At 67.6% G+C, this 19,135-nt stretch carries 16 protein-coding genes; 12 read left to right on the top strand and 4 right to left on the bottom strand.

The window, feature by feature from the left end; all coding sequences use genetic code 11:
• Window positions 1–247: 247 nt before the first annotated feature.
• The 3 genes from OG972_RS31930 (at window position 248) to OG972_RS31920 (ending at window position 4,143) form a co-directional block, all read left to right on the top strand.
• The gene (locus tag OG972_RS31930) at window positions 248–1,072 is read left to right on the top strand and encodes a hypothetical protein (protein WP_266987393.1); all 825 of its coding nucleotides are present in this window, start codon (window positions 248–250) and stop codon (window positions 1,070–1,072) included.
• A gap of 108 nt (window positions 1,073–1,180) precedes the next feature.
• Complete coding sequence (locus OG972_RS31925) at window positions 1,181–1,549, top strand: hypothetical protein (RefSeq protein ID WP_266987391.1); 369 nt, start codon at window positions 1,181–1,183, stop codon at window positions 1,547–1,549.
• Between the two features lie 44 nt (window positions 1,550–1,593).
• Window positions 1,594–4,143, top strand: a complete 2,550-nt coding sequence (locus tag OG972_RS31920; RefSeq protein ID WP_266987389.1) for a DUF262 domain-containing protein — start codon at window positions 1,594–1,596, stop codon at window positions 4,141–4,143.
• Window positions 4,144–4,342: 199 nt separating this feature from the next.
• On the opposite strand, the gene OG972_RS31915 is transcribed toward OG972_RS31920, so the two are convergent.
• Window positions 4,343–7,867: an ATP-binding domain-containing protein gene (locus tag OG972_RS31915; protein WP_266987387.1), complete on the bottom strand. Its 3,525-nt coding sequence runs from the start codon at window positions 7,865–7,867 to the stop codon at window positions 4,343–4,345.
• Window positions 7,868–8,285: 418 nt separating this feature from the next.
• Between OG972_RS31915 and OG972_RS31910 the strand changes: the two genes are divergently transcribed.
• Window positions 8,286–9,164 (top strand): septum formation family protein, encoded by an 879-nt coding sequence (locus OG972_RS31910; protein ID WP_266987385.1) that lies wholly within the window; start codon window positions 8,286–8,288, stop codon window positions 9,162–9,164.
• 89 nt (window positions 9,165–9,253) lie between these two features.
• Here OG972_RS31910 and OG972_RS31905 read toward each other — a convergent pair whose 3' ends face one another.
• Window positions 9,254–10,414, bottom strand: a complete 1,161-nt coding sequence (locus OG972_RS31905; RefSeq protein WP_266987383.1) for an alkaline phosphatase PhoX — start codon at window positions 10,412–10,414, stop codon at window positions 9,254–9,256.
• A 349-nt stretch (window positions 10,415–10,763) separates the two neighbouring features.
• On the opposite strand from OG972_RS31905, the gene OG972_RS31900 reads away from it, so the two are divergent.
• From OG972_RS31900 to OG972_RS31890, 3 genes are all read left to right on the top strand, one after another.
• Window positions 10,764–11,081 (top strand): hypothetical protein, encoded by a 318-nt coding sequence (locus OG972_RS31900; protein ID WP_266987381.1) that lies wholly within the window; start codon window positions 10,764–10,766, stop codon window positions 11,079–11,081.
• Window positions 11,048–12,442: an IS30 family transposase gene (locus OG972_RS31895; protein ID WP_266987379.1), complete on the top strand. Its 1,395-nt coding sequence runs from the start codon at window positions 11,048–11,050 to the stop codon at window positions 12,440–12,442. The genes OG972_RS31900 and OG972_RS31895 overlap by 34 nt, the downstream gene beginning before the upstream one ends.
• 70 nt (window positions 12,443–12,512) lie before the next feature.
• Window positions 12,513–12,728, top strand: a complete 216-nt coding sequence (locus OG972_RS31890) for a hypothetical protein (protein ID WP_266987377.1) — start codon at window positions 12,513–12,515, stop codon at window positions 12,726–12,728.
• Between the two features lie 93 nt (window positions 12,729–12,821).
• On the opposite strand, the gene OG972_RS31885 is transcribed toward OG972_RS31890, so the two are convergent.
• Complete coding sequence (locus OG972_RS31885) at window positions 12,822–13,298, bottom strand: ATP-binding protein (RefSeq protein ID WP_266987375.1); 477 nt, start codon at window positions 13,296–13,298, stop codon at window positions 12,822–12,824.
• Between the two features lie 207 nt (window positions 13,299–13,505).
• On the opposite strand from OG972_RS31885, the gene OG972_RS31880 reads away from it, so the two are divergent.
• The 5 genes from OG972_RS31880 (at window position 13,506) to OG972_RS31860 (ending at window position 18,182) form a co-directional block, all read left to right on the top strand.
• Window positions 13,506–14,354 carry a helix-turn-helix transcriptional regulator gene (locus OG972_RS31880; protein WP_266990847.1) on the top strand — a complete coding sequence of 283 codons (849 nt, stop codon included), beginning with the start codon at window positions 13,506–13,508 and terminating at the stop codon, window positions 14,352–14,354.
• Window positions 14,351–14,557 carry a DUF397 domain-containing protein gene (locus OG972_RS31875; protein ID WP_266987373.1) on the top strand — a complete coding sequence of 69 codons (207 nt, stop codon included), beginning with the start codon at window positions 14,351–14,353 and terminating at the stop codon, window positions 14,555–14,557. Before OG972_RS31880 ends, OG972_RS31875 begins: the two co-directional genes overlap by 4 nt.
• Window positions 14,558–15,641: 1,084 nt before the next feature.
• Window positions 15,642–16,853: an IS4 family transposase gene (locus OG972_RS31870; protein WP_266987371.1), complete on the top strand. Its 1,212-nt coding sequence runs from the start codon at window positions 15,642–15,644 to the stop codon at window positions 16,851–16,853.
• Between the two features lie 271 nt (window positions 16,854–17,124).
• A complete protein-coding gene (locus OG972_RS31865; protein WP_266987369.1) occupies window positions 17,125–17,970 on the top strand; it encodes a helix-turn-helix transcriptional regulator in 846 nt (281 codons plus the stop codon).
• Window positions 17,967–18,182 (top strand): DUF397 domain-containing protein, encoded by a 216-nt coding sequence (locus OG972_RS31860; protein WP_266987367.1) that lies wholly within the window; start codon window positions 17,967–17,969, stop codon window positions 18,180–18,182. Before OG972_RS31865 ends, OG972_RS31860 begins: the two co-directional genes overlap by 4 nt.
• Window positions 18,183–18,291: 109 nt before the next feature.
• On the opposite strand, the gene OG972_RS31855 is transcribed toward OG972_RS31860, so the two are convergent.
• Complete coding sequence (locus OG972_RS31855) at window positions 18,292–18,804, bottom strand: hypothetical protein (protein ID WP_266987365.1); 513 nt, start codon at window positions 18,802–18,804, stop codon at window positions 18,292–18,294.
• Window positions 18,805–19,135: the final 331 nt, after the last annotated feature.

Here is a 19,135-nt window from a genome sequence, read left to right as displayed (position 1 = left end):
CCACCTGCGACCCACGAGGGTCACTGCCGAAACTCACCACCGAGCCCGACACCCCCGCACTCACCTCCCCGACTGCCGCAAGAGTCCTCACCTACCCGACCGCACCACCGGCACCAAGTTTCAGGCAACGTCGCATAATCCACGCAACATGTCGATTGACTCAGTTCACAGACTGAAGCACACTCGATCCTGCAGCGTTTCACACGCCGCCCTGTGTCGCCTCCGGAAGGGCCATCACGCCATGCATATGGAAGTTCTGAGCGTTTCACCCGAGTTGGCCGCTCAGTGGCTGACGCTCAACACCAACAACCGGCCGCTCAGCAAGAACACCGTTCAACAGCTCGCCGCCCAGATCCAGCGGGGCGAATGGCAGCTCACGCATCAGGGCATCGCCTTCGACGAGGACGATGTACTGATCGACGGTCAGCACCGCCTGGCCGCGATCGTCAAAGCAGGCACGACGGTGCCCCTCACCGTCACACACGGCGTGCCCCGGACCGCCTTCACGGTCATGGACACAGGCCGCAAGCGCACTGGCCGCGATGCTCTCGCACTCGCAGGCGAAGCCAACGCCACACACCTCGCAGCAGCCCTGCGCGGCCTCCACCTCTACCTGAACGCCCCGGACTCCGCGTGGAGCGGCGGCTCGTCGGTCACCAGCAACGATCAACTTCTGGTGATGCTGGAGCAGCACCCCGGCATGCGCGACGCCCTCCACCACGGCGTCGCACTCAATCGCGCCTGCCGCATCACCGTCACCGCAGCGACGATCGGCTGGTACGTCACCACCGAAACACGGCCCGACATCGACCAGACCGCATGGCGGGACGGCATCCTCACGGGCGCACTGCTGGAGTCCGGCGACCCACGCCTCACCCTGCGCAACACCATGCTCAGCCTGGCCAGCGGCAAGGCCCACCGCCGCCGCGACGACTCCCGCGAGCACCTCCTGTACTACCTCAAGTCCTGGAACGCGTGGGTCGAAGGCCGCAGCATGAAACTGCTGCGCCGCTCCCCCAACGAGACGATGCCCAAGATCTCGAACCACACAGTGGTCATGGGCGCCGGCTAGCAGGCATGACCGCACGATCGACCGGCAGCAGCAACCCTGTGCACATGAACCGTCACGCACCACCAGGCTGATCCACTACCGTGTCAGTTGCAGTCCTGGGGAGGGCACTTGAAGAGGAACACGCTGGAGTACGAGCAGGCCTTGGACGCCACGGTGGGCGTCCTGCAGACGCGCGCCGCCGCCGGTGCGGAACCCCTCACCTACGGCGCACTCAGCGCCGAGCCGGCCCGGCAGGGACATGACGTACCGGCTCACCGAGGGCCGATGTCGTATCTCCTGGAGGACGCGTCCTTGCGCCGGAGCCCCGACGGATCTCTGCCGATGCTGTCCGCCCTCGTCGTACTCAAAGCCACCATGTGGCCGTCCGGCGGCTTCTTCCAGCTCGCCCGCCGCGACCATTTCTCCCGCCCCGGTGACGACACCGAGCTCTGGGCACGCGAGCTCGCGCACCTGGCGAAGCACTACCGATCGCGCTGAGGCGCTCCGTACAGTCGCCGGTTCGCGGCAGGGAAAGGAAGCACATGCGCGCCCAGGAAATCACCTTCCTCAATCTCGTCCAGGGGGAGAAGCAGTTCCAAGTCCCGCTCTACCAGCGGACGTACAGCTGGGGCAGGGATCAGCTGCTGCGACTCTGGGAGGACGTGGGCGAGCTCGTCGAGCAGCACCGGGCGGGTGAGGCAGCGGCACCGCACTTCCTCGGCTCCGTCGTTCTCGCGCCGGGCCAGATCCAGGCCGGCGGAGTACAGAAATGGCTGGTCGTGGACGGTCAGCAGCGTCTCACCACGTTGATGCTGGCGTTCACCGCGCTGCGCGACCAGCTCAAGGAGTCGGGTGACCCACGTGGCGCCGATCGGGTGCACCGGCAGATCCTCGTCAACGAATACCAGGACGGCCTGGGCCACTACCGTCTGCTGCCCACGCAGGCGGACCGGGAGGCGTACACGGCGTGCGTCGCGTCCACGCCTCAGGCCGGCGGCGGCGACAACATCGGCGGCGCGTACCGGTTCTTCCGCGGAGTACTCACCGAGGGGCAGGAGGCTGCCGCCTCGGAGGGCTGGCTGGAAACCGTGGAGAGCGTTCTCAAGGGTCTGCTGTCGATCGTGGAGATCACCGCCGAGCCGGGTGACAACGTCTACCGGATCTTCGAGTCGATCAACAACACGGGCGTCGGCCTCAGCCAGAGCGACCTGCTGCGCAACTACGTGTTCATGCTGCTGCCCCAGCGCGGCGAGCGCGTCTACCAGGAGCTGTGGCTCCCCATGCAGCAGAGCCTCGGCCCCAAGAACCTCGAACTGCTGGTCTGGCTGGATCTGGTCGTACGCGGTCACTACAAGACCAAGCAGAGCGAGATCTACCGCGAGCAGCAGAAGCGGCTGCAGCCGCTCGCCGGTGACGAGAAGGCGCTGCAGCACGAGATCGCCCAGTTGTCGGAGCGCGCCCAGCGGTTCCTCCGCATCGTCGAACCCGACCGCGAGCGGTCGGCGCCCCTGCGCGCGGCGCTGGAACGCCTGGCCGCATGGGGCGGACAGACGCACTACCCCCTGGCCCTGCATCTGCTGGACCTCATCGACGCGGGCTCCACGAGCCCGGAGGACGCGGCCGAGGCTCTGCGGTACGTCGAGTCCTACCTGGCCAGGCGCCTGATCTGCCAGACACCGACCGCCGGTATCAACCGCATCTTCATGGAGGCTCCGAAGGACCTGGAGACCGACCGCCCGGCGGCCGAGGCCGTCCGGCGCTTCCTGTCGGGGAAGCGGCGCCGGTGGCCGAGCGACGAGGAGCTGCGGACAGCGATCCGCAGCAAGCCGTTCTACTGGGGCGGACGCCCGCCGCAGCGCAGTTACATCCTGCGCCGCCTGGAGGAGAGCTACTCCCCCACCGAGCCCGTCGACTTCGCCAAGGCGTCCCTCAGCGTCGAGCACATCCTCCCCCAGCGGCCGGCGCAGGCGTGGTTCGATCTCCTCGCCGACGAGACGGAGGAGGGCCAGTCACCCCAGGAGCTGCACGACCTGCTGGTGCACACCCTGGGCAACCTGACCCTGACCGGCGACAACTCCAAGCTCTCCAACCACCCGTTCCAGCGCAAGCAGCAGATCCTCGACTCCAGCGCGCTGCGGATGAACCTGGAGATCGCCTCCTCGAATCGCTGGGGCAAAGCGGAGATCACGGCCCGCGCCGACCGCCTCTGGGAGCGTGCCGTGGAGCTGTGGCCGGGTCCGATCGGTGGGTTCCGCCCGGCCGCCGAGGAGTTGTCGAGCTGGGCGGAACTGCGGGCAGCGCTGGTCGCGATGCCCAGCGGCACATGGACGGCGTACGGCGACGTCGCCGAGCTCATCGGCAGCCACCCGGTGCCAGTCGGCGCCTACTTGGCAGCCAATCCGACGGTGATCGGCGCCTATCGTGTGCTGAACTCCGAGGGCAAGATCTCGCCGTCGTTCCGCTGGGTCGAGGGCAGCGACCGGATGCCTCCCCAGGAGCTGTTGCAGAGCGAGGGCGTACAGTTCGACCGGTACAGCCGGGCCAATCGCTCCCAGCGCCTGACGGCCGCGGAACTGGCCACCCTGCTGGGCAAGGACGTCGCCCAGCAGACCCCGCACGATCCCCTGCCGGACGACGAGAACGCGGAGGCAGCTGAGCGCTTCCGCAGCCAGCTGCGGGAACACCGGCCGGAGGCGGTGGCCGGGGTAAACACCACTCTCGACTTCTGGCGTCACCAGGGCGGCTACCTCACTTACGGACGCCACGACGAGACGAGCTGCTTCCCCATGCTCGACGCCGGTACGAGTACGCACCCACACGTGTTGTGGCCAATGGCTCTCTACCCGGTCACCGGAACCGCCGAGGTCGTCTTCCAGTACCTCAAGGACCGCAGCCCGTTCGACGACACGGAGCAGCGCCGCGAGCTGCTGCAGCGGCTCAACAAGATCGACGGCATCGACCTCCCCGAGGCCAAACTGGAGCTGCGTCCGTCGTTTCCGCTCGCCGTCTTCGCCGAGCACAGCGAGGCCATATGCGAGGCACTGGACTGGTTCATCCACACAGCGGCCCTGGACCTGGCCCGGAGGGCCTGAGGCCGCGGCCCACCTCCGTCTCACGCGCGGCAGAGACCTGCGCGACACCGCCCAGTGGGCGGCCCAGCAGGTCGTGACCCGTGACACACAGATCATTCAACGGTTCACACGGGCGGGGCACTCTCGCCGAACGTGTGGCGCACCCATGCCTCAAGCCGTTTTCGGCACCGTGCTGAGGCCACCGCCGCGGCGGTGCCGGTCACGCCTGGACGGTACCCAGGGCGGTTTCGACGTCCCGGCCGGCCCAGCCCTGCGGAGTGCGCCACAGGACGTGGACGCCGAAGACGCCGTGGACTGTGGCGGCCGACCAGTCCTCGGCCGGGGGCCCGGCCAGGATGAGGCAGAGACGGTCGGCAGGCGTAGGCAGGGTGTGGTTGACCTCATGGAGGCGGGCCACTCCCGAGCGGAGATCGGCGTACGTGGCAAGGCCTGCGCCGAGTACTTCGTAGAGCACGTGACCGTCCTCGGTCACGCAGTCGACGTCGGCCACCGGGGAGTCGGACTTCGGCTGCCGGTCCGCTCGCAGGAGGGCCGCCATCAGTTCGAAGCGCACCGCCTCATGGGTCTTGCAGGTGCGGTCCACTGCGACCGAGGCCTCCAGGACATGGCGGAAGCTCGCGCTCGGATCTGCCTCTTCCGGTGTGGCGGGAGCGGCTGCGGTGGTGGTCATGGGTTCGACTTCCTTCGGCTCTGACTGCATGGGCACCTCGCGTGCCCCGAGTTGCGCGGGCGGAGCGGGCGTCTCGGACCGCGGCGCGGAAAATGCACGGTCCTGCTCGCTCGCCGTCGCCGGGTCGACTGCGGCGCCGATGCGCCGCTCGATGGTCCGCCGCGCCTCGGCCAGGTCTTCGGCCCAGCCGCTGCGCTCCAGCTCGGCCCGGAACCGGTCCAGGTCCGCTGTGCCGGAGGCCGACGCACGGTTGGCGTTGGCCGCCAGATCCCGCAGCAGGTTCAGGCGGGTCCTGTCCGGGGAGCCGAGTACGCGCCAGACGTCCAGCCAGTCGTGCTGGTCCAGACGCAGGCAGCGGTTGGCCATGCCCTTGAGCTCCGAGAGCCGGGCGCGGACGTCGTCCGGGACGTTCCCGCCGGCCAGTTCCTCGACGACGCCGAGCGCGTCCGCGTACCGCGTGGCCATGGTCGGCGAGATGGGCCGGCGGCCGCGCTCGTCGACCGTGACGAAGCTGACGCTGGAGGCGTGGCGGAGCACCCAGGCGTCCAGCTCCACCCCGGCGGCGGGGGGAGTGGAGCCGTGGCGCACGGCCATGAGCAGCGGGCGGTCCGTGGCGGGTGAGACGGCCTCGACCTTGTAGTTGCCACCGGTGGTGTGGCCGATCACCCGGACCCGGATGTCGGTGCCGATCTCCGGGATGTCTCCCTCCGTCACCGGTGCAATGCCGGAGTCGGCGTCGATGCCGGCGAGCGTCTGCTCCGTGGCGCCGTCGGTGTCCGTCAGAGCCTTGGGAAGCGGCGCGGTGTGCAGGACGGTCAGGCTCTGGGTGCTGCGGGTCAGCGCGATGTAGAGCTGGCGCAGGCCGGACGGGCCGCGATCGGCAATGGTGGTGGGCTCGACGACGAGGACGTGGTCGTACTCCATGCCCTTGGCCTGGGCGGCGGCCAGGACGGAGACCGCCTCGCGTTCCTGTTCGGTGATGCCGTCGGCCTCGTCCAGGTGGCGGCCGATCTCGTCGAGCCAGCCGGAGTCGTCGGGAACGATGACGGCCACGGATCGCAGCGTGCGCCCGTCGCTGGTGCCGACGAGGCGAACGGCCTGGGCGACGGTGTCGCCGAGCAGCTTCCACGGCTCGGTCACGATCGTCCGTACGGCGTCCGCGCCGGCCTCGCGCACGGCTCGCGGGTAAGGCAGCGAGGGGGCGACCGCACGGGCCAGGGGCGCGACGAACTCCATGATCTCGGCGGGTACGCGGTAGCTGGTGGTCAGCTCTGCGACGCGCCAGTCGCCATGGTCGGACAGCAGCGCCCCCAAGCGGTCCCACCCGGCGTACGGATAAGGGCCGGTGGCCTGGGCGAGATCACCGAGGACGGTCATCGAGCCGCCCCTCGCGACGCGACGGCGCAGGGCGCGGGCCTGCATGGGGGTGAGGTCCTGGGCCTCGTCGACGACGATGTGACCGTAGCGCCGCGTCGTCTCGCCCGTGATGAGGTAACGGAGTTCTTCCAGGCAGACGCGGTCGTCCAGGGTCCAGGGGTCGTCCTCGGCCTTGTCGGCCCGGGGACGGTGCAGGGCGGCCTGCTCCTCCTCGTCGAGGATGCCGTCGGCGCAGGCCCGCAGGAGGTCGGGCGAGTCGTAGAGGCTGCGCAGGGCCTCCCGGGCGCCCGGCGAGGGCCAGACACGCTCGAGGAGGCGCTCCACCCGGCGGTTGCGTTCCAGGCTGCGGCGGATCGTGCCGTCCGCGCCGCGACGCGGGGCGAGGGCGACGAGTTCCCGCAGGAGCCGGTCGACGAGCAGGCTGCGGAAGCGGTCGCGGCGCTCGCGGTAGGAGCCGTCACCGTCGCGCGCCTCATCAAGAAGGGCGCGGACCTCCGAGCGCGGGACGCGCAGGGTCGTGCTGCCGGCGGTGACGGTGAACGCCGGTTCGTCGTCCTCGAAGGAGGGTGGGGTGAGGTGGCCGTCGAGGGCCTCGGGGCGGCACTCGTGCTCGACGCGGCGCCGCAGGACGGCCGCCATGCGCTCGTCGGACTTCACCAGCCGTGCCCGCGGAGTGTCGGTGCCGAGGATCTCGCCGTCCCACAGGCGGGAGAGCTGGACGGCGTTGACATCGCGGGTGCCGAGGGTGGGCAGGACCTGGCCGACGTAGTCGAGGAACCGCTGGTGCGGGCCGATGACGAGGATGTCCTGCGCCTTGAAGTGGTCGTTGTTGACGAGCCAGGTCACGCGGTGCAGACCGACGGCGGACTTGCCCGTACCCGGGCCGCCCTGCACGACGAGGATGTCGGAGGGTGAACCCGTGACCAGGTCCATCTGGTCACGGCGGATGGTCTCGACAATGTCCCGCATGCGGCCGCTGCGCGAACGCTGGAGCTCGCGGAGCAGGAAGTCGTCCGGCTGGAGGGGCTTGCGGCGCTGGAACCGGGCTACGTCGGCGGGCGTGTGGGCCGATGTGCGTCTTCCGCGCTCGCTGGATTCCGGCTGCTTCGCGGCTCGGGGCGGTGCTTCCGCCTCGGCCTCGTCGGCGGTGGCGGGCTCCGCCGTGATCGCGTCGTCCGCGGCGGGCCGCGGTTCCGGGACGGTTTCCAGCACAGGGCCGACGGGTACGGGAGTCGCCGAGGTGATGTCGTCGAAGTAGTCCTCAACGACCTTCTGTGCACAGCGTAGTTGCCGCCGCAGGACGACGTCGCCCGGCGTGTGCGGCTGCGCCTCGAACCACTTCGTGGCCAGCGGGCTGGTCCACAGCACAACGACGGTGTCGCGGGTCCGGACATCGGATACGGCACGGCGGCCCACGTACCAGGGGCGGGGCTCCTCGCCCGGATCTTCCGGCGCGTCGACACGGGCGATCACCAGGGACTCCTCGCCCAGTCCCCCGTACGCCTCGGCCTTCTTCACGACGTCGAGCCGGTTGGCGATACCGTCCTTGCCGCTGGCCGCGGCCTGGGCGGCCGACGTCCCGGTCATCTCTGCGAGGCGCGCGGTATAGCAGTCGTACGCCCGGTCGACGGCCTTCTGCTCCTCTGCAATGACCTGGTTACGAGCGATGGTGTTCATCTGCTGCCCCTCCCTGGCTCCGTCCGGCGGAACGCCGCACCGGGTGTACGTACGCCACGCCGAATGGCCATCAGGACCCGTTTCATCACGGCGAGTCGGAGCCTTGCCCCGAGCCGGACTCCCGCCCCCTGTTGAACGCGGATCAGGTCACGCGTGGGCCGGCCTTCTGCACGGCGACAGTCGCGAACACGGCACCCTTCTGAAGCTGCCACCACCTCAAGCATGTCAGTCATTGACTGAGTTCACAATCTCATCCGGCACTTCTCGGCCACCCTTGAGTGCCGGACGACAACGCGTCCGGATATCACCTGCACAACCACCGCCGGTGCACCCAGGTGCCTGCACACAGCGCTGTCACTGACATGCCATACGATGCGCACACCTGTTCGCAACCGTTCCGTTTGAGGATGCCTACGTCATGTCTCTCGGTGTCACGTCCCGTTCCCTGCGCGGTATATCCGCTGTCGTAGCCCTGATCTCGGTCGGAGCGGTGGGGTGCTCCGAAACCCTCGACAGCGCAAAGGCCGGCGCCAAGAAGGTGGTTCGCCAGCGATCGGTCTTCTCGCTCGCGACCGGCGACTGCTACAACCCGAACAACGGGGCGCCCAAGAGCGAGGAGTTCAGCGTCGAGGTCGTGCCGTGCGAGGAACCGCACGAGGGCCAAGTCATCGGCGAGTTCAAGATCGACGGGCAGTCGGCGTACCCCGGTGCGGACCGAACCGCGCAGATCGCCGACGAACGATGCCCGGCCGAGGCGCAAAAGTTCACCCCCGACACCTGGGCCCTGCCCAAGGGCGTCGACGTCTACTACTACTCCCCCACCAAGGAGAGCTGGGCGACGGGCGATCGGGCCGTGAGCTGCACGTACACCAAGGCAGCGGGCACATTCTCCGGTTCGTTGAAGAGCAAGCCCCTGAACGCCGACCAGCTCGCGTACCTGAAGGGTTCGAGCGCCGTCTACGAGGCCCTCGGGACGAACCAGCCCGAAGCAGAGCAGGTCGAGGACGACTTCGCCGGCTACAAGAAGCAGGCCAAAGCCGTTACCGCCGCGCTCGGCACCCACCTCAAGGCTCTGAAGAGCATTCAGCAGCCGGAGACCGCCAAGCTCCGTGCACGGCTGGAGGAGACCGCCGGTGCGTGGGAAAAGGCCGCCTCGGCCGGTGACACGGACGCCTTCTACCTCGCCTACGACCAGGCCTTCGCCGGTATCGACCCGGGCAAGACGGTCGCCGCCCGCAAGGAGCTGAAGCTCGCCACCACCGTCCCGGCCGACGAAGCCGCGGTCTGGGCCGGCTGACCTCGCCGGATCACGTCGACCGGCCGGGCCCCTGCCGGAGGGCGGACTGGGCGCCGCCCTGTTGAGTGGCAGCGCCCAGCCGGAGGTGCCTACGCCCGGAAGGGACCGGTCACCTCGTACGTGATACCGGCGGACGAGCTGCCGGTCGTACCGCGCTGGCTGGAGAAGTACAGCCGCTTGCCGTCGGGCGAGAAGGCCGGTCCGGTGATCTCGGAGGCGGACTGGCCGGTGATCCGCAGGAAGGGAGCCACCACGTCGTCGGGCGTGATGATGCAGATCTCCATGTTGCCGCCGTCCTCGGCGACGAACAGGTCACCGGAGGAGGAGCCGGTGACATTGTCGACACCGGTCAGCGGGGCACCGCCGCCCACCACCAGCGAGTCGTCGTAGGCGAGTTCATAGGTGTTCGTGGCCAGGTTGACCTGCCAGACGCGGTTGTCGCCCTTGGTGGTGAACCAGACGGTGTCGTTCGAGTAGTGGCAGCCCTCACCGCCGTTGAATCGCTTGGCACCGGAGACCTGGTCACGGGTCACGGTCGGGGCGCCGTCCGGGTCCGGCACGGTCGCCCAGGTGAACGAGCCGGAGGTGGCGGTGCCGGCCTTCAGCACCTGGAGCGTGCCGGCGGACAGGTTGCCCCAGGTCGTCGGGATGAAACGGTAGAAGCAGCCGTTGGTCTCGTCCTCGGTCAGGTAGATCACCTTGCGGACCGGGTCGGCCGCAGCCGCCTCGTGCTTGAACTTGCCCATCGCGTCCCGGCGGACGGCCGCGTTCACACCCCACGGGTCGGTCTCGTACACGTACCCGAGGCTGACCTCCTCGCAGGAGAGCCAGGTGTTCCACGGGGTGGCGCCACCCGCGCAGTTCTGCCGGGTGCTGGAGAGGATCCGGTACGCGCCGATGGTCACGCCGGTCGAGGAGAACTTGACCGCGCTCGCGCCACCGGAGGGGTTGATCTCCGAGTTGGAGACGTAGATCCAGCCGGTGCCGTCGGCGAAGCAGGCGCCGCCGTCGGGGGCGTTGTGCCAGGTGTAGTTGGTGGAGCCGACCTTCTGGCCGGACCGGGCGATGACCCTGCTGGTGAACCCGGCAGGCAGCTGTATGCCGTTGGTGTCCGCGCCGCCCAGTGCCCCGTAGGGTCCGGAACCGGGCTGAGCCGGGGCCGCGTAGGCGGCGCCGTGCATCAGGGTTCCGCCGAAGGCCGCGACCGAACCGCCGATGACCGCTCCACGAAGGAAATTGCGACGTTCCACGTGTCACTCCAGGGGGAGGTGGTGACTTGCCCGCAACCGGTCGGCGGCGGGGTCGCACGCTTCCGGAAGGTAGGAGTGACGAATTGACAGGGTGTGAACACCAAGACATCCCGAGATGATGAGCGCATGCCACCCGTATCGATGAAGCCGTATCCCAAGAGCGGCCGTGAACTGACCGTCGATGACCTGCGCGAACTCGAAGCCCATGCCGAGCAGTTCCGGCAGATCTGTCCCGACGGACCGAAGCAACCAGTCGCAGAGGCCGGCGCCGAGCCCTTCATCCGCCCCGGGTACTGTCCGCTTGTTCGAAACGAGCCCCGAGCCAGGGGCTGCACGCGGGAGGGGCGTCATGAGTGGTACGGAATCGGTCGACAGTACGTGGAAGCTGAGCAACGAAGAGGGCGGGGCGCTCGCGGGCCGGTGGTGGAAGTGGGCCCTGTCCGCCCCTGACGACCGCAGCCCGGTCAAGGACACAACAGGCGAGCACGCCGCCTGGAACCAGCCGGACGACCTCTGGTTCCTGGCCGGCACATACGGCGGCCGCGTGGTGCGGCGCTGCGCGATCCCCTCGGACCGGCCGGTCTTCGGTGGATTCAACCGGTCGTCGCAACACCTCGATCATGGAGGTGTCCGATGGGGCGACCGGCAGGGTGGACGACGGCGGTGACGGGGCGCCCGGCGATGCGGTCTCCGGGCAGGCCACCGGTCCGCCGGGATGTGGAGCGTGCCTTCTGGAAGAAGATCGCTGACGGGCTGACCAGCGAGGACGCGGCGATCGCGTGCGGCGTGTCGGGGCCGGTCGGCTCGCGATGGTTCCGGGAACGTGGCGGTATGCCGTCGATCGAGCTGGGCCCGGTGTCGGGCAGGTATCTCTCCTTTGCAGAGCGCGAGGAGATCGCTGTGCTGAAGGCTCAGAACACCGGGGTCCGAGAGATCGCCCGTCGGCTGGGCAGGCACCCGTCCACTGTTTCGCGGGAACTGCGGCGCAATGCGGCCACCCGCAGCGGACAACTCGCCTACCGGGCGTCGATCGCGCAGTGGAAGGCCGAGCTGGCCGCGCGGCGGCCGAAGCCGTCCAAACTTGCCTGCAGCGAGCGGCTGCACGAGTACGTCCAGGACCGCCTGGCCGGAGAGATCCACCGCCCGGACGGCATGCCGGCGCCGGGACCTGCGGCACCGCCGTGGAAGGGACGGAACAAGCCGAGGCGCCAGGACCGCCGTTGGGTCAACTCGTGGAGTCCGCAGCAGATCTCCCACCGGCTCAAGGTCGACTTCCCCGATGATGAGTCCATGCGCATCTCTCACGAGGCGATCTACCAGGCCCTCTACATCCAGGGCCGCGGAGCACTCAAGCGCGAGCTGGTCGCCTGCCTGCGCACCGGCCGTGCGCTGCGGGTGCCCCGGGCTCGCACCTCCGGCCGGGGAAAGAAGTTCGTCACCGAGGACGTGCTGATCAGTCAGCGGCCGGCCGAGGCGGAGGACCGGGCTGTCCCCGGCCACTGGGAGGGCGACCTCATCATCGGCCTCAACAGCTCCGCGATCGGCACCCTGGTCGAACGCACCAGCAGGTTCACGATGCTGCTGCACCTACCGCCCATGCCCGGCCACGACGGCACACGGGCCAAGAACGGCCCCCCACTGGCCGGCCACGGAGCCGCAGCCGTACGCGACGCCCTGACGGAAGCGATCACCCGCCTACCCGCCCAACTACGCAAGTCCCTTACCTGGGACCAGGGTTCGGAAATGGCGCAGCACGCCGAACTCCGCATCGACACCGGCCTGGAGATCTACTTCGCCGACCCGCACAGCCCCTGGCAGCGCGGCACGAACGAGAACACCAACGGGCTGCTACGGCAGTACTTCCCGAAGGGCACCGACCTCAGCAGACACACCCGCGAGGATCTCGCTGCCGTCGCAGCTGCCCTCAACGGCCGCCCCCGCAAAACCCTGGGCTGGAGGACACCCTCCGAGACTCTCAACAGTCATCTACTATCAACACAAAACGGAAGTGTTGCGACGACTCCTTGAACCCGGGTTCTTCCCGGTGCTCAATATGCAGCACACCAGGTCGTACTCGAGGGTCCCTCAGTCTATGACGGTGGCAGAGGCCACGGCATCGCTCAACGGCATTCCGTTGCCGCTGCAGGAGTTCTCCGCGCCGTTCAGGACGGGGCTGACCCAGCGCTACGCATGGGGCATCTGGGGCGGCATCGCGTCGCTGACTCCCGGACAGTACGTACTGGAGATCAAGGCCAGGGCCACGAACGGTTTCTGGGTCGACACGACCTACCACCTGGAGTCGAAGGCCTCCTGATCCGGACCGCTCTGCGAGTGGTCCGACGCCGGGCGGGGAGCCGTGGCCGGGCGTTGAGGATTTGGACGTAGGAGTGACGGGCCCTGTAGAGGGCTACCGGCGCCCGCCTCCGTCCCCGTAGCTCTGCGAGAGCGTCACTTCCGCCCAGACCGTCTTGGTGTAGGCGTCGCGGACTGTGCAGCCCCAGCGGTTCGCGTAGGCGTCAATCAGGAGGAGACCGCGGCCCGAGCCGGCGTCGGTGGGGACGGGACCCGGTGGCGGCTGGGGCGGGAGGCGGTCCGGGCGGGTGTCTGTTACCTCGATGCGGACCGCCTGAGGCAGGAGGAGGAGCGTCAGCCTGAAGTCACGGCCGAGTAGGTGGCCGTGAGTGATCGCGTTGGAGGCCAGCTCGGCCGTGATCAGGGCGACGGTCCGGACCGGGTCGGAGTCGTACGGAATGCCGCACCACTCGGTGAGCTGCTGCACGGCAAGCGTGCGGGCCAGCCGGGCGCCTCGTCCGGTGCTGCTGAGGCGGAGGCTGAACTCTGGCACGGTCGGGCGGGGTTCGGGGGTGATCGCCTGGTGCTTCACCGTGCCATCGTGGGCGGGTGGATGTGGCGCTGACCAGGTGTGATGGCCGTACGCGGTGGTGGTCGTACGGGGTGGGGTGCGGGTGCCGGCCTTGGTTGTACGGGGCTTGTACGGGCGTTGTACGGGTCCGGGGCCGTGTCCCGGGAATAGCCCTTCCTGTTGAACCATGCCCAGTCGCAGTGGGGTGACCGGAAGGGCGTGAGGGCAATGCGGGATACGCGGAACGGCCGGGCGACGAAGACGAAGGAGGACAGCGAACTGCCAGGGGTGTGGGTGGCGTACGGGACGCTTCTCCAGCATCTGCGCAGGCGAGCCGAGTTGAACCAGCAGGCGTTGGGGGAAGCCATCGGCTACTCCTTGGAGCAGGTCGCCTCGGTCGAGCAGGGACGACGCCCTGCGAAGGAGGCGTTCACGGTCGCCGCGGAGCGAATCCTGGCGGCGGGCGGCGTCCTGGAAGTCCTCCAGGGCGAGGTGGACCGGGCGAAGCTTCCCCGGTTCTTCCGCGACGTGGCCCTGCTGGAAACCGAGGCTGTGAGCCGCTTCTCGTACGATCCGCTGCTCGTCCTGGGGTTACTACAGACTGAGGCGTACGCCGAGACGCTACTCAACGCCCATTTCCCACCGCTGGATGAGGAGACCGTCGAACAGCGAGTCTCCGCCCGTCTCGCCCGACAAGCCCTGCTGACTCGAAGGAACCCGCCCCTGGTGTTCGTGTTCATCGTCGAGGAGTCGGCGCTTCACCGCGATGTGGGTGGTGCTGCGGTGAGGAGGGAGCAGTTGGAAAAATTGTTGGAACGCTCACGCATGAGGAACGTGGAGCTCCAGATCATGCCGACATCCCAGGCGGCGCACAGCGGCCTCAACGGCCCGATGGTGTTGCTGGAGACGAGGGACCACAAGCAGTGTGTGTACGTGGAAGCTCAGGACGTCGTGAACGTCAGGTCTGATCGTCATGAGGTCAGCGAATTCTGGTTGCGATGTGGAATGCTGCGGACCCAGGCCCTCAACACCGAGGAGTCCTCACTGCTCATCGAGCGCGTGGCTAGGGAGCTATGAGTAACGACCAGCAGACGAAGCGGCCCCTCGAGCTCGCGTGGTTCAAGAGCAGCTACAGCGGGACGAGTGGTGGGGACTGCGTCGAGGTGGCTGCCGACCACGGTGCGGTCTACGTACGGGACTCGAAGGTCGCGGGTGGCGGGCCGGTGCTGCGGGTCGGCCGAGATGAGTGGGCAGCGTTCACTTCGCTCGCACGAGGGTAACCCCGACGAAACCCGATCGCCCGGCGCTCCGAACACCACCACCTTGTCGGGCACGTCGTCGCGCGAGCGGTACCTCGGGCAAGGCCTGAATGCCGAGGCGGCAGGAGCACGCGCCGAGGCACTCCATCGGCATTCCAGTTGGCCCGTCGTACCAGTGGTGGGCTGGTCCCACTCGAGTCCGGGCTGACTGCGACGCGGAGGTGTCCGCCGCCGCGTCAGGTGCTGTAAGAATACGATATGTACTTGTGCCCACACTGTGCGCAGCCCGTCAGACGGACCCGCTCGGGTCGCGTGGCGGCTCACCTCCTGACCGCGTACAGCGACCTCCGATGCAAGGGGGAAGGGGCACAGCCCGTACGCGGTGTACGTGGCACGGATTCTGAGGACACGTCCGCCGACCAGACGGAGGCGACCCACGAGCTTCCCGCCCCGGACTGGCTTCCCCCTTGGCAGCAGCGGCACCTGGCCTCACTCGCCCTCCCGGCTTCGGGCGACGTGCGCATCTGGCTGCCCAACACGACTTCCTTGGGCCACCTCGCTGCGATCAACACCATGATGCCGACGGCCACTCGGCCGATGTGGGATGGGCAACGCGATTGCTGGACAGCGCCGAAGGGCCACTTCTTGACGCTTTCCAACAGGCTCCTGAAGCGTCACAGGCATCTGATCCTGGGCCGCGAGTACAGGCCGAGTGAGAGGTGCAACGCCCGCTGCAAGAACGCCGAGGGACCGTACTGCACCTGCTCGTGCAGGGCGAAGTACCACGGCCGTGGGCGGTGGATGGAGGACTTCGTCATGGTCCATGAGTTCGGCACCACGTACCGAAACGAATCGTGGCACTGGCTTGTGGCTACTTCGGCCCGCTGACGGGAGTTCCCAGTTCCCACCGCTCCCGGCGTCGTGCCGTTCATCACCTTGCCGCCAGACTCGGCGCCCGAGGGGACAGCGATGCGCCACCTGGGCGGAGGGTGGACCGGGGCGCGGACGAACGCTGTACGGGGCTTGTACGGGTGTTGTACGGGTCCGGGGGCGTGTCCTAGGAACAATACCGTTCAGTTAAGTGCTTCTGGGTTATTGTGGGGGGATGCCACGTTCTGGTTGGGTGAAGCCGTCTTCTGATGTCCGGTTGTCGGATTTGGTGTCTGTGGGGTTGCTGACGCGGGTGTTTCCCGCAGATGTGGTTGACGCGGTGATCGAGGAGGCGGGGCGTACTGAGCGGCGTCACCGGTCCTTGCCCGCGCGGGTGATGGCGTACTTCTCGATGGGGATGGCGCTGTATTCGGATGGCTCCTACGAGGATGTGTTCGCGCAGCTCACGGATGGGCTGTCGTGGGCGTCGGGGTGGTCGGAGTCGTTCACGCCGCCCTCGAAGTCGGCGATCTTTCAGGCCAGGGCTCGTCTGGGGTTCGAGCCGGTGCGGGATCTCTTCGCGCGGGTCGCGCGTCCGCTGGCAGGGCCGGACACGCCGGGGTCGTGGCTGGCCGGGCGTCGTCTGGTGGCGATCGACGGGACGTGCCTGGATGTGGCAGACACGGCAGCCAACGCAGAATTCTTCGGGCGGCCGGCTTCCAGCCGGGGGGAGCAGTCCGCGTTTCCGCAGGCCCGCCTGGTGGCATTGGCGGAATGCGGCACTCATGCCGTCTTCGACGCTGTCACCGGCCCGTGCAGCGTGTCGGAGATCGAGTTGTCCCGGCAGCTCGTCGGTCGGCTGGAGCTGGGCCAACTGGTCCTGGCCGACCGGGGCTTCTACGGGTTCCGTCTGTGGCAGCAGGCCGCCGCCACGGGCGCGGATCTTCTGTGGCGAGTGAAAACGAACCTGCGGCCCCGGCATCTGGAAACACTGGCCGATGGGTCCTGGCTGGCCCGGATCGTCCCGACGTCGGGCACGAACCGGGCCACGACGCAGCCGCTCACAGTCAGAGTGATCGACTACACGGTCGATGACGGCCGGGACAACCCCGAGGAATACCGGCTGCTGACCACGATCCTCGACCCGGCCGACGTCGGCGCCGAGGACCTCGCAGCCGTCTATGCCCAACGATGGGAGATCGAGACAACCTTCGACGAACTGAAGACCCATCAACGCGGGCCCCGCGGGGTACTGCGCTCGAAAGCCCCCGACCTTGTCCAGCAAGAAATCTGGGGACACCTGTGCTGCCACTACGCCATCCGCACCCTGATGGCCGACACCGCCGCGCACACCGGCCAGGACCCCGACAGAGTCTCCTTCGTCAAGGCCCTCCGCATCGCCCGCCGTTCAGTCGCGCAGGGCGCATTTTCCCCCTCCGAGCGCTGACACGGCCGACGCAGCATGGCGTCACGCCATCCGATGGCTCACCCAACACCTCAACCCACCCCGCCGAAAACGCTCACACCCGCGAGTCGTCAAACGCAAGGTCCTGAAATGGGCCGCGAAACGCTCCCACCACGCACACTGGCCCCAGCCCAAACACAGCCCCCACATCACCATCCGGGTCCACTAACTGAACGGTATTGGTCCTAGGAATGGCCGTTTCTGTTGAACCATGCCCAGTCGCAGTGGGGTGAGCGGAAGGGCGTGAGGGCACATGCGGGACACGCGGAACGGCCGTGCGGCGAAGACGAAGGAGGACAGCGAGCTGCCAGGGGTGTGGGTGGCCTACGGCAAGCTTCTCCAGCACCTGTGCAAGCGGGCCGAGTTGAACCAGCAGGCACTCGGAGATGCCATCGGCTACTCCCTGGAACAGGTCGCCTCGGTCGAGCAGGGGCGACGACCCGCGAAGGAGGCGTTCACCGTCGCGGCGGACCGGGTGCTGGCTGCGGGCGGGGTACTGGAAGTACTCCAGGCCGATGTGGACCGGGCGAAGCTCCCGCAGTTCTTCCGCAACTTCGCCCTCATTGAGGCGGAGGTGCTGAGCCGCTTCTCGTACGACCCGCTACTGGTGCCGGGCCTGCTGCAGACGGAGCCGTACGCACGGGCCGTGTTCGGCGGCCACTGCCCGCCGTTCAGCGAGGAGATCATCGACCGGCACACGGAGGCGCGACTGAGCAGGCAGAAGCTGCTGACGCGGGATCCGCTGGCGGAGTTGTCGTTCATCATCGGGGAGGAGGCGCTGCGCGACCCGGTGGGCGACGGCGAGGTGATGCGCTCGCAATGGCAACACCTGCTGAAAGCAGGCACGTTGCGCAACGTAGAGGTTCAGGTCATGCCTGCCGGGCAGGGGTTCCATCCTGGGAAGAACGGGCCATTCGTGACGGTTCAGACGAAGGAACTCCGGCACCTCGGCTACTTCGAGTCACAGGGTGTTGGGTGTGTCGTCGGTGATCCGGCAGAGGTCAGCTCGTTCGGGTTGCGGTATGGCAAGCTGCGATCGCAGGCCCTGAACGTCGAGGCGTCTGCGCGGCTCATCGAACGGCTGGTGGGAGAGACATGAGCGTGGAGCAGGTAACCGGAAACGTTGACGAGCTGCGCTGGTTCAAGAGCAGCTACAGCGGGTCGGACGGTGGCGACTGCGTGGAGGTGGCTGGCGGACGCGACGCGGTGTTCGTGCGGGACTCGAAGGTTGCGGGCGGTGGACCAGTGCTACGGGCCAGCCGGGGTGCGTGGGGATTGTTCGTTACCTTGGCTAGCAAAACTGAAGGATAGGACACCGCTCACGTCAACGTGCTCGCCCACGTCACCGCGCGTGACATGGGCGAGCACACAGATCGCGCAAGCTCATCCAAAGCGCGCCTATTTACCTGAAGAGACTTGGTCAAGCCTCCGGGGAGTCTTCGGGGCTGTCCTTACTTTCTGCCATCAGCTTGCCGCCGACAAAAACCACGCCTAGAGCCAGTGCAGCACCAGCGCCAACCACCACCTTCTTGAGCACCCCATCCAAGAACTTCTTGTTCTCACTGTCCTTCTGGAACTCGAGCCTTCCAGTTTCCTGGATCCTCTCGATGAGGAACTTCTTCTCTTCCCAACTCAGGTCGCCCTTGCTGAGTTCGCCCTTGAGGATTTCCCTGATCTCCTGGAAGGCCTGGTGTACATATTCCTGGCTTTGCTTGTTCGCCGAGAGCGTGGACTCATGCGCTTTCTCCATCGCATCCACAGTGTCCATGGCGAACTCCTTGAACACGGGGAACTGCTCAACGATCTTTAGAGCCACCTCTGTGTCCATGTCAGGCATCATTGCCGCGAACCTGATCATCTTGTCTTTGGAGAGGTTCCTCCAGGACTCGATCCCAAGCTCCTGCATGATCTCAGCTTCGTTCTTGTAGCCCATGCCGCGGTTCCGTTCGTCGTCCTGGCTTGTTTCCCCACATTTTGACGGTGACCTCCGACAGCCAGCGGACGAGCCCCGCGATTCCCTGCCGTCTGAAGCCTTCCCGCCCAGAAGCACCCCGGGAGCGACTTCGCCCCCGCGACCTTCCGCCCATCGCCCGGCCACGCGGTGCGATCGCCGCTTGAGCCGCGCTTTCGCCCAATTCCCAACCGCCGCTCCAATATGTCCTAGCGCCTCTAAAGACAGAGGTGCAAACCGACTAACCCCCGAGAGAGCAATGTGGCTACGACTGGCCAGAGAGTGGCATGCCCGACAGTTTCGACCGAGGGTT

Source organism: Streptomyces sp. NBC_01669 (genome assembly GCF_026339735.1).
Taxonomy (GTDB): Bacteria; Actinomycetota; Actinomycetes; order Streptomycetales; family Streptomycetaceae; genus Streptomyces; species Streptomyces yanii.
The sequence above is the reverse complement of the archived record's forward strand: the minus strand, read 5'-3'. Positions and strand labels throughout refer to the sequence as shown.

What these genes read in the sequence shown, in the direction of transcription:
- OG972_RS31880 (WP_266990847.1), top strand. Translation starts at nt 13,506, where the DNA reads ATGCGGGATACGCGGAACGGCCGGGCGACGAAGACGAAGGAGGACAGC.
- OG972_RS31855 (WP_266987365.1), bottom strand. Translation starts at nt 18,804, where the DNA reads ATGGGCTACAAGAACGAAGCTGAGATCATGCAGGAGCTTGGGATCGAG.
- OG972_RS31915 (WP_266987387.1), bottom strand. Translation starts at nt 7,867, where the DNA reads ATGAACACCATCGCTCGTAACCAGGTCATTGCAGAGGAGCAGAAGGCC.
- OG972_RS31860 (WP_266987367.1), top strand. Translation starts at nt 17,967, where the DNA reads ATGAGCGTGGAGCAGGTAACCGGAAACGTTGACGAGCTGCGCTGGTTC.
- OG972_RS31875 (WP_266987373.1), top strand. Translation starts at nt 14,351, where the DNA reads ATGAGTAACGACCAGCAGACGAAGCGGCCCCTCGAGCTCGCGTGGTTC.
- OG972_RS31910 (WP_266987385.1), top strand. Translation starts at nt 8,286, where the DNA reads ATGTCTCTCGGTGTCACGTCCCGTTCCCTGCGCGGTATATCCGCTGTC.
- OG972_RS31870 (WP_266987371.1), top strand. Translation starts at nt 15,642, where the DNA reads ATGCCACGTTCTGGTTGGGTGAAGCCGTCTTCTGATGTCCGGTTGTCG.
- OG972_RS31930 (WP_266987393.1), top strand. Translation starts at nt 248, where the DNA reads ATGGAAGTTCTGAGCGTTTCACCCGAGTTGGCCGCTCAGTGGCTGACG.
- OG972_RS31895 (WP_266987379.1), top strand. Translation starts at nt 11,048, where the DNA reads ATGGGGCGACCGGCAGGGTGGACGACGGCGGTGACGGGGCGCCCGGCG.
- OG972_RS31900 (WP_266987381.1), top strand. Translation starts at nt 10,764, where the DNA reads ATGAGTGGTACGGAATCGGTCGACAGTACGTGGAAGCTGAGCAACGAA.
- OG972_RS31920 (WP_266987389.1), top strand. Translation starts at nt 1,594, where the DNA reads ATGCGCGCCCAGGAAATCACCTTCCTCAATCTCGTCCAGGGGGAGAAG.
- OG972_RS31865 (WP_266987369.1), top strand. Translation starts at nt 17,125, where the DNA reads ATGCGGGACACGCGGAACGGCCGTGCGGCGAAGACGAAGGAGGACAGC.